This is a genomic window from Janibacter corallicola NBRC 107790, assembly GCF_001570965.1.
GTDB lineage: Bacteria > Actinomycetota > Actinomycetes > Actinomycetales > Dermatophilaceae > Janibacter > Janibacter corallicola.
Genome location: NZ_BCSR01000004.1, coordinates 1 through 13,103 on the forward strand (window position 1 = coordinate 1; position 13,103 = coordinate 13,103).

At 72.5% G+C, this 13,103-nt stretch carries 9 protein-coding genes and 1 tRNA gene; 9 read left to right on the plus strand and 1 reads right to left on the minus strand.

Annotation, left to right across the window (positions count from 1 at the left end; all coding sequences use genetic code 11):
- From fdh to JCO01S_RS02755, 5 genes are all read left to right on the plus strand, one after another.
- On the plus strand, positions 1-3,237 hold a 3,237-nt coding region (gene fdh, locus JCO01S_RS02735), incomplete at its 5' end, for a formate dehydrogenase (protein ID WP_245634310.1).
- The gene (locus JCO01S_RS02740) at positions 3,234-4,319 is read left to right on the plus strand and encodes a 4Fe-4S dicluster domain-containing protein (protein ID WP_068250349.1); all 1,086 of its coding nucleotides are present in this window, start codon (positions 3,234-3,236) and stop codon (positions 4,317-4,319) included. The genes fdh and JCO01S_RS02740, both read left to right, overlap by 4 nt.
- Entirely contained in the window at positions 4,316-5,491 is a 1,176-nt protein-coding gene (gene nrfD / locus JCO01S_RS02745; RefSeq protein ID WP_068250352.1) for an NrfD/PsrC family molybdoenzyme membrane anchor subunit, read from the plus strand. The genes JCO01S_RS02740 and nrfD overlap by 4 nt, the downstream gene beginning before the upstream one ends.
- A gap of 39 nt (positions 5,492-5,530) precedes the next feature.
- Positions 5,531-6,802, plus strand: coding sequence for an L-lactate MFS transporter (locus tag JCO01S_RS02750; RefSeq protein ID WP_245634311.1), 1,272 nt, complete (start codon positions 5,531-5,533; stop codon positions 6,800-6,802).
- 64 nt (positions 6,803-6,866) lie between these two features.
- Positions 6,867-7,991: a CapA family protein gene (locus tag JCO01S_RS02755; RefSeq protein ID WP_068250358.1), complete on the plus strand. Its 1,125-nt coding sequence runs from the start codon at positions 6,867-6,869 to the stop codon at positions 7,989-7,991.
- Between the two features lie 4 nt (positions 7,992-7,995).
- Here the strand turns inward: JCO01S_RS02755 and selD are convergent, their stop codons facing one another.
- Positions 7,996-9,000, minus strand: a complete 1,005-nt coding sequence (gene selD / locus JCO01S_RS02760) for a selenide, water dikinase SelD (RefSeq protein WP_068250360.1) — start codon at positions 8,998-9,000, stop codon at positions 7,996-7,998.
- A gap of 58 nt (positions 9,001-9,058) precedes the next feature.
- Here selD and JCO01S_RS02765 point away from each other — a divergent pair, with 58 nt between their 5' ends.
- The 4 genes from JCO01S_RS02765 (at position 9,059) to JCO01S_RS02780 (ending at position 13,073) form a co-directional block, all read left to right on the plus strand.
- A complete protein-coding gene (locus tag JCO01S_RS02765) occupies positions 9,059-9,667 on the plus strand; it encodes an endonuclease (RefSeq protein ID WP_068250363.1) in 609 nt (202 codons plus the stop codon).
- A 51-nt stretch (positions 9,668-9,718) separates the two neighbouring features.
- Positions 9,719-9,814 (plus strand) — tRNA-Sec (locus tag JCO01S_RS02770).
- 53 nt (positions 9,815-9,867) lie between these two features.
- Complete coding sequence (gene selA / locus JCO01S_RS02775) at positions 9,868-11,199, plus strand: L-seryl-tRNA(Sec) selenium transferase (protein WP_068250366.1); 1,332 nt, start codon at positions 9,868-9,870, stop codon at positions 11,197-11,199.
- Positions 11,196-13,073, plus strand: coding sequence for a selenocysteine-specific translation elongation factor (locus JCO01S_RS02780; protein WP_068250369.1), 1,878 nt, complete (start codon positions 11,196-11,198; stop codon positions 13,071-13,073). The genes selA and JCO01S_RS02780 overlap by 4 nt, the downstream gene beginning before the upstream one ends.
- Positions 13,074-13,103: the final 30 nt, after the last annotated feature.

The following is a 13,103-nucleotide window of genomic DNA, read 5'->3' on the forward strand; positions in this document are numbered from 1 at the left end:
GGCTCGTCCGTGACCTCCCGCCGCACCCGGGAGGTGGAGGCGCGCACGAGCACGGCGGATCGCGTCGTGCAGAGCGTGTGCCCCTACTGCGCCGTCGGTTGCGGCCAGAAGGTCTTCGTCAAGGACGACAAGGTCGTCCAGATCGAGGGCGACCCGGACTCCCCCGTGAGCCGGGGTCGGCTCTGCCCGAAGGGGGCCGCCAGCGAGCAGCTGGTCAACTCACCTTCGCGCCGCACCGACGTGCTCTACCGTGCGCCGGGCGCGAGCGAGTTCCAGAAGATCGACCGTGACACCGCCATCGACATGATCGCCGAGCGCTACGTGCGCACCCGTGCCGACACCTGGCAGGACAAGGACGAGCAGGGCCGGACGCTGAACCGCACCCTGGGGATCGCCTCGCTCGGGGGAGCCACCCTCGACAACGAGGAGAACTTCCTGATGAAGAAGCTCTTCACGGCCTCGGGGGCGATCCAGATCGAGAACCAGGCCCGTATTTGACACTCCTCCACGGTTCCCAGTCTGGGATCCTCGTTCGGCCGGGGTGGCGCCACGCAGTACCTGCAGGACATGGCCAACTCGGATTGCATCATCATCGAGGGCTCGAACATGGCGGAGTGCCACCCGGTGGGCTTCCAGTGGGTGGCCGAGGCCAAGGCCCGCGGGGCGAAGATCATCCACGTCGACCCGCGCTTCACCCGCACCTCGGCCGTCGCCGACCACCACGTGGCGATCCGGGCCGGGACCGACGTGGTCTTCCTCGGTGCACTCGTGAACCACGTGCTGAGCAACGACCTCTACTTCCACGACTACGTCGTCGCGTACACGAACGCGGCGACCCTGGTGGGTGAGGACTTCCGGGACACCGAGGACCTCGACGGGGTCTTCTCCGGCTACGACCCGGAGACCGGCAGCTACGACCCCGCCTCGTGGGCCTACGCCGAGGCCGAGGGTGGGGTCATCGAGGAGCCCGGGGGCGGCCACGAGCACGGCGCGCACCGCACCGATCGCGCGTCCGGTGACCTGCACGGCGCCGCCGGGCCGGCGCTGAACCACGCCGAGGTGATGCGCGACGAGACCCTCCAGGATCCGCGGACCGTCTTCCAGATCCTCAAGCGGCACTACTCGCGGTACACCCCGGAGATGGTCGCCGACGTGTGCGGCATCCCGGTGGACCAGTTCCAGCTGGTGGCCGACGCCGTGGCCCACAACTCCGGACGTGAGCGCACGACGGCCTTCGCGTACGCCTTGGGGTGGACCCAGCACAGCCTGGGCGCGCAGTTCATCCGCACCGCAGCGATCCTCCAGCTGCTCATGGGCAACATGGGCCGCCCCGGCGGGGGGATCATGGCGCTGCGCGGTCACGCGAGCATCCAGGGGTCCACGGACATCCCGACGCTCTTCAACAACCTGCCCGGGTACCTGCCGATGCCGATGGTCGGCAAGCACGACACCCTGGCGGACTTCCTCGGGAGCATCGCCTCCCCGACGCAGAAGGGTTTCTGGACCGAGGCACCCGCGTACACCGCGAGCCTGCTGAAGTCCTGGTTCGGCGACGCCGCCACCCCGGAGAACGACTTCTGCTACGACCGGCTGCCGCGCCTGACCGGCGCGCACGGGACGTACCAGACGACGCTGGCGATGCTCGACGACAAGGTCGAGGGCTACTTCGTCGTCGGTCAGAACCCTGCCGTCGGTTCCGCCCACGGACGCATGCAGCGCCTCGCGATGAGCCGCCTGAAGTGGCTCGTCGTGCGCGACTTCCAACTCATCGAGTCCGCCACCTGGTGGAAGGACTCACCGGAGATCGCGAGCGGCGAGCTGAAGACGGAGGACATCGACACCGAGGTCTTCTTCATGCCGGCCGCGACCCACGTCGAGAAGTCCGGCACCTTCACCCAGACCCAGCGGATGCTGCAGTGGCACCACAAGGCCGTCGATCCGCCGAACGACGCGCAGAGCGAGCTGGACTTCTTCCACCAGCTCGGCGTGCGCATCCGGGAGCTGCTCGCGGACTCCGACCTCGAGCGGGACCGCGCCCTGCAGGACCTCACGTGGGACTACCCGACGGACGAGCAGGGCGAGGTCGACGCCGAGGCCGTGCTCCGGGAGATCAACGGCTACCACCTCACCGGGGAGAAGGCGGGCCAGCTGCTGGACTCCTTCACCCAGATGAAGGACGACGGCTCCACCTCCGGCGGGTGCTGGATCTACACCGGCGTGTACGCGGGCGGGGTCAACAAGTCCGCGCTGCGCAATCCGGCCAGCGAGGAGGACCCGCTCGCCCACGACTGGGGCTGGGCCTGGCCGATGAACCGGCGCATCCTCTACAACCGCGCCTCAGCGGATCCGCAGGGCCGGCCGTGGAGCGAGCGGAAGAAGTACATCTGGTGGGACCAGGAGCAGCAGAAGTGGACCGGCAAGGACGTCCCCGACTTCCCGGTCGACCGTGACCCGTCCTTCCGCCCGGAGCCGGGTCTTCGCGGTCCGGCGGCCCTCGCCGGCGACGACCCCTTCATCATGCAGGCCGACGGCAAGGGCTGGCTCTACGCGCCGAAGGGCATGGTCGACGGCCCGCTGCCCACGCACTACGAGGCGCAGGAGTCGCCGGTCGCCAACCCGCTGTACGGGCAGCAGCGCAACCCGGGACGGGTGACCTTTCCACGCAAGGACAACCTGTGGAGCCCCTCCGCCGACGAGCCGGGGGCCGACGTCTACCCGTACGTCTTCACGACCTACCGGCTGACCGAGCACCACACCGCGGGCGGGATGAGCCGGTGGCTGCCATACCTCTCCGAGCTGCAGCCGGAGATGTTCTGCGAGATCTCCCCGGAGCTGGCGCAGGAGCGCGGGCTGGTCAACGGCGGCTGGGCGACGATCGTCTCCGCGAGGAGCGCGATCGAGGCCCGGGTCCTCGTCACCGAGCGGATGACGCCCCTGACGATCAAGGGACGCACCGTCCACCAGATCGGCCTGCCCTACCACTGGGGCGTCGGCGGGGACGCCGTCGTCGAGGGCGACGGGGCGAACGACCTCATCGGCCTGGCCCTGGACCCCAACGTCCAGATCCAGGAGTCCAAGGTCGGCTCCTGCGACATCCGCCCGGGCCGTCGCCCCCGTGGCGAGGAGCTGCTCCGGCTCGTCGCCGAGTACCAGTCGCGGGCCGGCACCACGGTCGAGACCGGCAACCAGCGCCGTTCGGACCCTGCCGGCGGCCACGACGACGGAGGGACCCCATGAGTTATCTGTCCCGCCAACTCTCGGGCCGGAGCGACCCCGCCCGGGACTCCGGATGGGTCGACCCACCACCGCGCAAGGGTTTCTTCACCGACACCTCGATCTGCATCGGCTGCAAGGCCTGCGAGGTCGCGTGCAAGGAGTGGAACGCGCTGCCGATGGACGACCTCGGGTTGTCGGCGAACTCCTACGACAACACCGGCGACCTCGGTGCGAGCACCTGGCGCCACGTCGCCTTCGTCGAGCAGAGCCAGGACCGGATCGCGGCGGCCCGCGAGTCCGGTCAGGCACTCGTCGACCTCGGCATGCCCTCGGTCGGTGCCCCGTCCGCGCCGAGTCCGATCGACGCCGTCGGAGGGGCGCCGGCCGGATACGGCAGCCTGCCCGCCCCGATCGAGGACCACGGGCCGGCCCTGGGCGACATGCTCCGGGAGAAGAGCGACTACGAGTCCGGCACCCCCATGGTCGGGCCGATGCCGGACTTCCGGTGGTTGATGTCCTCCGACGTGTGCAAGCACTGCACCCACGCCGGCTGTCTCGACGCCTGCCCGACGGGGGCCCTCTTCCGCAGCGAGTTCGGCACCGTCGTCGTCCAGGACGACATCTGCAACGGGTGCGGGTACTGCGTCGGCGGCTGCCCCTTCGGGGTCATCGAGCGGCGCACCGACTCCTCGATCTCGGTCTCGGGCGATGACCACGTGCACAACATCGGCGTCGCCCAGAAGTGCACCCTCTGCTACGACCGCCTGAGCCACGACCAGACTCCGGCGTGCGCGCAGACCTGCCCGACGACCTCGATCCAGTTCGGGGACCACGAGGACATGGTCGCCCGTGCCCACGAGCGGGTGGACCAGCTGCACGAGCAGGGCTTCACCGAGGCACGGCTGTACGGCGCCAACCCCGATGACGGGGTCGGCGGCACCGGCTCGGTCTTCCTGCTCCTCGACGAGCCCGAGGTCTACGGACTGCCCCCGGACCCGATCGTGCCGACCGCCAAGCTCCCGGAGGCCTTCAAGGCGGCCGGGGTCGCGGGCCTCGGCCTGCTGGCCGCCGCGGCGGCCGCGTTCATCGGAGGTGGGGCGTGAGTCTCTCCCCCTTCGACAGCTATCGACCGCCGGAGGAACCCCGGCGGGGCAAGCGACGCAGTCCCGTCCGTGGTGCCGCCACCGGCGCCGCCCGCAGCGTGGCGGCCCTTCGAGGCTCCTCCGTCGCACCTCAGGAACCGGGGGGCCGCGGCTGGCTGAACCGTGATGGCGGTGGCCGTCGCGAGGCTCCCGCAGTGCCCGACGCCGAGTTCTCCAGCTACTACGGCCAGCCGGTCATCAAGCCGATCCCGTGGGAGTGGCCCATCCCGGCCTACCTCTTCACCGGTGGCCTCGCCGCCGGCTCGGGGATCCTCGGTTCCGGCGCCGCCCTGACCGGTCGGGAGCTGCTCCGCCGCCGCAGCCGGATCGTCGCCGTGGTCGGGACCGCGGCCAGCGGCGGGCTGCTCATCGCCGACCTGGGCCGCCCCGAGCGCTTCCTGAACATGATGCGCACGGTGAAGCTGACCTCCCCGATGTCGGTCGGTACGTGGATCCTCTCCGCCTACGGGGCCGCCTCGGGCCTGACGACGGCCGCCGAGGTCGCCCGTCTCGTCCCGGCGCAGGGTTGGGGGCCGATCAGCGGGCTGGCCCGTGTGGTGCGCTCCCTGGAGACGCCGGCCGCCCTCGGCCAGGCGCTGGTGGCGCCCCCCTTCGCGGCCTACACGGCGGTGCTGCTGACCAACACCTCCACCCCGGTGTGGTTCGAGAGCCGGCGCCACCTGCCCTTCGTCTTCTCCGGGTCGGCGGCGCTGGCGTCCGGCGGGGTGCAGATGGTGCTCACGCCCACCGAGCAGGCGCGGCCCGCGCGCCGGCTGGCGGCGCTCGGTGCGGCCGGGGAGCTCGTCGCGATGCACCAGCTCGAGGAGCACCTCACGCGGGAGGGGCTCGAGGAGCCGCTGCGCACGGGGGAGGCCGGAACCCGGCTGCGCCTCGCCAAGGCACTGACGATCGCCGGCGGCCTGGGGACGCTACTGGCCGGCCGGAGTCGGGTGGCGGCCGTCGCCTCCGGCGCCGCGCTCGCCGCGGCCTCCGCCCTGACCCGGTTCGGGGTCTTCGAGGCGGGCATGGTCAGCGCCAAGGACCCGAAGTACACCGTTGGCCCCCAGAAGCGGCGGCTCGAGGAGCGCCGTTCCCAAGGGCAGGTGGGTGACGGCATCGTCACCGTGGGCTGACCCCGGGGCAGCTCCCCCGGGACCGTGCACAGGAGGTCCGTGTTGAGTTCCGCAACCACTCATCCCGCTCCCACGAAGCCCGGCAACCGCTGGGTCGTCCTCGTCGGCGGCGTGCTCGTCCAGCTGACCATCGGGGCCGTCTACGCCTGGAGCACGATGAGCCGTGCCCTCCAGGCGGATGAGTCCGCCTGGGACATCAGCGGCGTGCAGGCCGCCATCCCCTTCGAGGTCGCCATCGGGATGCTCTTCGTGGGCACCTTCCTCGGCGGCCGGGTCCAGGACAGGCGGGGTCCGCGGGTCGTCGCCCTCTCCGGCGTCGTCGTCTACTCGATCGGCATCATCCTGGCCGGCCTGACCCGGGACACCTCGGACCTGTGGCTGCTGATCCTCGGCTACGGCGTGCTGGGCGGCTTCGGTCTCGGCCTGGCCTACATCGTGCCGATCGCGATGCTGCAGAAGTGGTTCCCCGACAAGCGGGGACTGATCACCGGTGTCGCCGTGGGTGGCTTCGGCTTCGGTGCGGTGATCACCTCGCCGATGATGAACCGGCTCATCTCCGGGATCGACGACTACCAGGCCCAGCCGACCAAGGCCTTCATCTGGCTGGGTGTCGCCTACCTGGTCGTCGGGGCCATCGGCGCGTCCGTCTTCCGCAACCCCCCGGAGGGGTACACGGTCGCGGGTGCGGCCCAGAGCGGCGGCGCGGCGACGTCGCCTCCGGCCGGACGGGACTTCACCCAGAAGGAAGCGATGAGCACCCCGCAGTGGTACCTGCTCACGTTGGTCCTCACGGTCTCGGTGACGGCGGGCATCTCGCTGATCTCGGTGGCGGCCGACGCCGCGACGGACATCGCGAGCTTCAGCGTCGCGGCCGCGGCGACCCTCGTCGGGATCATGGGCCTCTTCAACGGCGGCGGCCGGATCTTCTGGGCGGCGGTCTCGGACCGGATCGGGCGCCGTTCCGCATTCGTGGGCATCCTCGGCCTGCAGGGCCTGGCACTGCTGGCCATCCCGCACATCGGCAACATCGTGGTCTTCTACGTGCTCTGCGCGATCGTCTACACCTGCTACGGCGGCGCCTTCGGCACCCTGCCGGCGACCGCGGGCGACTTCTTCGGTGTGCGGCACTCCGGTGCGATCTACGGGCTGATGCTCATCGGGTGGTCGATCGGCGGGATCATCGGCCCGCTGCTGATCACCTGGCTGATCGGTGACGACAAGGCCTACACCCTCGGTTTCACCGTCATGGGCCTCATCGCCCTCGTCGGCGTCATCCTGCCGATCATCTCCCGACCGCCGAAACACACCTGAGGGATCCGGCCGGAGCCGGAGTGGGTCCACGATCCCGCCCCGGGCCGGCCATACACTCACGCCCATGCGTTCTCCTCGGGTCACCGCCCTGCTGGCCGCGACCGCCCTGGCCCTGACCGCGTGCGGATCCTCCGGCTCCGGCGACGGCGACCCGTCCGGCTCCTCCTCCGCCTCCGGCTCGAAGGGGGCCTCCCCCACCTCCTCGACGCCGACGGGACCGAAGGAGATCACCATCGCCTTCGGTGGTGACGTCCACTTCCAGGACCGGGTCGCGCACCTGGCGACGGAGCCGAACGGGCTGAAGTCGCTGCGGCCCTACCTGGCCACCGCGGACCTGTCGATGGTCAACCTCGAGACGGCGATCACCGAGCGCGGCGAGCCGATGCCGAAGAAGTTCAACTTCCGCGCGCCGACCTCGGCCCTGACGACCATCGATAACGCGGGCATCGACGTCGTCTCGATGGCGAACAACCACGCCGTGGACTACGGGCCGCAGGGGCTGAAGGACACCCTGGCCTTCAAGAAGAAGAGCCCGGTCCCGATCGTCGGCATCGGCAAGGACGAGAAGGAGGCCTTCGCCCCGGTCGAGCTGAACCCGGGGAACGTCTCGGTCGCCGTGCTCTCCTCCTCGCAGGTCAGGGAGGAGACCCTCGCGAACTGGTCCGCGGACGAGGACTCCCCCGGCATCGCGAACAACCTGCCCACCGACCGGATGGTCAAGGCCGTGGAGAAGGCCGCGAAGGACCACGACCTCGTGATCGCCTACCTGCACTGGGGCATGGACTACTGGAACTGCCCGGACCAGCGCTCGGTCAACGCCGCGAAGGACCTGCAGGAGGCCGGCGCGGACATCATCGTCGGCGGCCACTCGCACCGCTTCCAGGGGTCGGGCTGGCAGGGCAAGTCCTACATCGGCTACGGGCTGGGCAACTTCGTCTGGTACTCCTCCCGCCCCTACGACAAGGAGACCGGGGTCCTGACCCTCACCGTCGACGCGCAGGCCGCCCGTGCCAAGCCCTCGGCGAAGCGGGACAAGACCGTGGTCACCGACTCGAAGTGGACCCCGATGGTCGTCGGCCCCGAGGGCCTGCCGATCGAGCAGACCGGCGCCGAGAAGGACCGCCTGATGCAGGTCAAGGACGAGCGCAACGAGTGCTCCGGCCTCGCCCAGTCCCCCGACGCCGGCTGAGGCCTCACCCCACCGAGACGGTGACCCCCTCGCCGAGCGCGCCGGCGGCGACGGTCTCCCCGACGACGGGCGCACCCGGCACCTCACCGACGACGAGCAGCCCGCCGGAGGTCTGGGCGTCGGCGAGCAGGATGAGCTCGTCCTCGTCCACCCCGTCGGCGGCGAGCGTCGGGCGCACCCAGTCCAGGTTGCGACGTGATCCGCCCGGGACGTGCCCGGCGGCGAGCGCCTCGCGGGCCCCGTCGAGGTAGGGCACGGCGGCCGGGTCGACACGGGCGGCGATGCCCGAGGCGCGCGCCATCTTGTGCAGGTGCCCGAGCAGCCCGAAGCCGGTGACATCGGTCGCCGCGCGGATCCCGGCGGTGAGCGCGGCCCGGGAGGAGTCCCGGTTCAGCGAGACCATGGAGGCAACCGCCTCGGGGCTGGCCTCGCCGGTGGTCTTCATCCGGTTGTTCAGCACGCCGACGCCGAGGGGCTTGGTCAGGCTGATCGGCAGGCCCGGCTCGGCGGCGTCGTTGCGCATCAGGGTCGCTGCGTCGGCAGTGCCGGTCGCGGCCATCCCGTAGATCGGCTCCGGTGCGTCGATGCTGTGACCACCGATGACCGGGCAGTCGGCCTGCGCGGCGACGTCGAGCCCGCCACGGAGCACCTCGCGCAACAGCTCGGTCGGCAGCGCCTCGCGCGGCCAGCCGACGAGGTTGATCGCCATGACGGGGGTGCCGCCCATCGCGTAGATGTCGGAGAGGGCGTTGGCCGCGGCGATCCGGCCCCAGTCGTAGGCGTCGTCCACGACGGGTGTGAAGAAGTCGGCGGTCGAGAGCAGGGCGGTGCCCCCTTCGATCCGCACGGCGGCGGCGTCGTCGCCGTCGCCGAGGCCCACGAGGACCTCGGCGGCCGGGTCGGCGAGGGGGGCCTGCAGACCGGCGATCACCTGTTCCAGCTCCCCCGCAGGGATCTTGCAGGCGCAGCCGCCGCCGCGCGCGTACTGGGTCAGACGAGTTGCCACCATGACCCGAGATTAGGACATGCCTCGGCATGACCACCCGACGCCCGGGTAGGACGGTGCCATGAGTCAACGTGACACCGCCGAGGAGCTCCTGCGGGAGCACGGCACGACCTACGCGCAGGAGGCCGGGGTCCGCCTGCGGGACACCCCGGCACCGCTCTTCCAGCTGCTGTGCCTGACCCAGCTCTTCTCCGCCCCCATCGGCGCATCGGTCGCCGTCGCGACGATGCGCGAGCTGCTCGCCGCGGGGTGGACGACACCGCAGCACCTGCTCGACTCCACCTGGCAGGAACGGGTGGACGCCCTCGGGCGCGGCGGCTACCGGCGCTACGACGAGAGCACCGCGACCCACCTCGAGGAGGCGGCGCAGCTGCTGCAGGACCGGTGGCGCGGCGACCTGCGCCGGTTGCACGACGAGGCCGAGGACGAAGAGGGCGTGCGCTCGCTGCTCCAGGAGTTCCCCCGCATCGGCCCGACCGGATCGCGGATCTTCTGCCGCGAGGTGCAGGCCGTCTGGCCCGACCTGCGTCCCCAGGTCGATGTCCGCGTCCGGAAGGGGGCCGAGGCGGCCGGCCTGCCCACCGACGCCGACGAGCTCGCCGCGCTCGTCCACGGCGACGAATTCGCCCGGTTGACCGCGGCCCTGGTCCGGGTGGACCTCGACGACTGACCCACGGGTCCGCCGCACGTCACACGGGAAGACCCGACTAGGCTCGTCGACGGAGGCGTCTGGGTTCCTGGTGGGCCCCCCGGTCTTCAACACCGGTGAGGCCGAGCATCTCGGTCTGGCGGGTTCGATTCCCGTCCGCCTCCGCCAGCCAGACGAAGGGGGCGTGCGCCCCCTTCGTCCCCACAGGAAGGGAGCTGCCGGTGAGCCAGTCCGACCCCCGCCGCGCCATCCCGCGGACGGACTCCGTCCTCGCGCAGGCCCCCTTCGTCGACGCCGCCCGGCGGCTCGGGCGGACCACCGTCCGAGCCGCCGTCGCGGTCGCCCAGGAGCGCGCCCGGGAGGGCGAGATCGCGCCCGACGAGGTCGCGGCCACGGCGCTGGCGACGCTGCCGCTGCGCGCCTCCTCGCTGACCCCGGTGCTCAACGCGACCGGGGTCGTCGTGCACACGAACCTCGGCCGGGCGCCCCTCTCCAGCAGTGCGATCGAGGCGGTGATGGACGCCTGCGGGTACGTCGACGTCGAGATGGACCTCCCGAGCGGGCGCCGCAGCAGCCGCGGCGTCGGAGCGGTCGAGGCGCTGACGACGGCCGTCCCCGGCGCAGGCGGTGCCCTCGCGGTGAACAACGGCGCCGCGGCACTCGTGCTCGCCACGACCGCGCTCGCGGCCGGGCGAGAGGTGGTGATCTCCCGGGGGGAGATGGTCGAGATCGGTGACGGCTTCCGGCTGCCGGACCTCATCGCCTCCACCGGGGCCCGGCTGCGTGAGGTCGGAACGACCAATCGCACCCACCTGCGGGACTACACCGACGCGATCGGCCGGGAGACCGGGTGCGTGCTCAAGGTGCACCCGAGCAACTTCCGCATCGACGGCTTCGTCTCCGGCGTCGGGCTGGAGGAGCTGCGCGGGCTCACCCGGCCGGACGGCACCCCCGTGCCCGTCGTCGCCGACATCGGCTCCGGCCTGCTCGCCCCCGACCCCGCCCTGCCGGACGAGCCGGACGCGGCGACGTCGCTGCGCCACGGGGCGAACCTCGTCACGGCCAGCGGGGACAAGCTCCTCGGCGGCCCCCAGGCCGGACTGCTGCTCGGCGACGCGGAGCTCGTCGAGCACCTCCGTCGCCACCCGCTCGCCCGGGCACTGCGCGTGGACAAGCTGACCCTGGCCGCCCTCGAGGCGACCGTGCGCGGCGGAGCGACACCGGTGAGTGACTCCCTGCACGCGGATGCAGACGACCTGCGCGAGCGGGCCGAGCGGCTCGCGGCCAGGCTGGAGCGGGAGGTCGTGGCCGTCCGGGGACGGGTCGGCGGCGGCGGCGGGCCCGGAGTTCCGCTGCCCGGGTGGGCCGTCGAGGTGCCGGAGGCCGCGGTGGCTCGGCTGCGGGACCCCCGCGACGGCATGCCGGTGGTCCTGGCCCGGGTCGACGACGGTCGGGGCCTGCTTGACCTGCGGTGCGTGCCACCGGAGCAGGACGAGGACCTCGAGACGGCCACGCGTGCGGCGCTCGCCGAGATCGGGGCGCCCGAGCCATGAGGAGGGTGCTGGCCACGGCCGGCCACGTCGACCACGGCAAGTCCACCCTCGTGCGGGCCCTGACCGGGCGCGACCCGGACCGGTTGGCCGAGGAGCGCGACCGGGGCCTGACCATCGAGCTCGGCTTCGTCTGGACCGGGCTGCCCGGTGGCGCCGACGTCGCCTTCGTCGACGTGCCGGGCCACCAGCGCTTCATCGGGACCATGCTCGCCGGGCTCGGCCCTTCTCCCGCGGTGGTCTTCGTCGTCGCGGCGGACCAGGGCTGGCAGGAGCAGAGCAGCGAGCACCTCGCCGCGGTGCAGGCGCTCGGCATCCGCGACGGACTCCTCGTCATCACGCGGGCGGACCTCGCCGACGAGGGGCGCCGCGCCGAGGTCGCGCGCGAGGCCACGACCCGTCTCGCGGGAGCGGGCCTGGACCTCCCGGCGACCGTCGTCTCCGCCACAACGGGTGAGGGGATGGAGCAGCTGCGGGAGGCGCTGGAGGCGCTCGTGGTCCGGATGCCCGAGCCGGATGCCGAGGCCCCGGTGCGGCTGTGGAGCGACCGATCCTTCGTCATCAAGGGCGCCGGGACCGTCGTCACCGGGACCCTCGGCGCGGGCACCGTCCGGATCGGGGACCGGTTGCTGCTGCTGGAGCACGGTCGGTCACGGGAGGTGGTCGTCCGCGGCCTGCACAGCGAGGACGAGGCGCGCGCGGCGATCGCCCCCGTCTCGCGGGCCGCGGTGAACCTGCGCCGGGCCGAGGGCGTCGGGCGCTCGGTCGTGCTGCTGACCCCGGGCGCCTTCGAGCTGGCGGCGAGCGTGGACGTCGCCCTCGCCCCGGTGGGCACCGGCCTCCTCGGGGACGAGCCCACGGGGACCGATCCCGGTGCCGTGGCGCACCCCCCGGAGCGGGCGACACTCCACGTGGGCACGACCGGCACCGGGGTGCACGTGCGACCGCTCGGTGACGGCTGGGCCCGGTTGTCGGCCGCCGAGGAGCTGGCGTGGCGGGTCGGGGACCGCGCGATCCTGCGCGACCCGGGCAGCCGCCGCATCTGGTCGGTGCGCGTGGTAGACGTCGATCCGCTGCCGCTACGGCGTCGCGGTGCTCCCCGACGCCGCGCCGAGGCCCTCGCGGCAGGCGACTCCTCCGGGTCGGCGAGCGGGCTCGCTGCACTGCGGCTGCGGTCCCGGTCCGCCGACACCGAGATGCGCCTGCGGCGCCTCGATCTGCCCGTGCCTGCCGGAGCAGCCACCATCGGGCCCTGGCGCGTCGATCCAACCGCCTCGGCGCACTGGCGCGACCGGCTCGTCGACGCCGTCACCGCGCACCACCGCGACCACCCCGTCAGCGCGGGCCTGTCGATGGCCGACGCCGCCCGCGCGCTCGGCCTGCCCGAGCACCTGCGCGACCCCCGGGACGGGGGGAGCCTCGGCGACGAGGCCGATCCCCCTGCGGTCGGCCTCGTCCGCCACCTGGCACCGGCGGCGGGACTCGCGATCACCGACGGGCGGGTGCACGACCCCTCGGCCGTCGGCCTCGCCGACGCCGAGGGCGCCGTCGCCTCGCTCGAGACGAAGCTGCGCGGCTCCCCCTTCGTCGCGCCGGAGCGTGGTGAACTCGCGGACCTCGGCCTGGGAGCCGCAGAGCTCGCCGCCGCCGAACGGCTCGGCCGGGTGCTCCGCCTGCCCGACGACGTCGTGCTCCTGCCCGACGGCCCGGCCCGCGCGATGCGGGTGCTCGCCGGCCTGGACCAGCCGTTCACCCTCAGCGAGGCGCGGCAGGCACTGGGCACCACCCGCCGCGTCGCCGTCCCCCTGCTGGAGCACCTCGACTCCCGCGGCTGGACACGTCGGGTCGACGGCCGGCTGCGTGAGGTGGTGCGCTGAGCTGACGAAGGGGGCCGAGCCGGCCCCCTT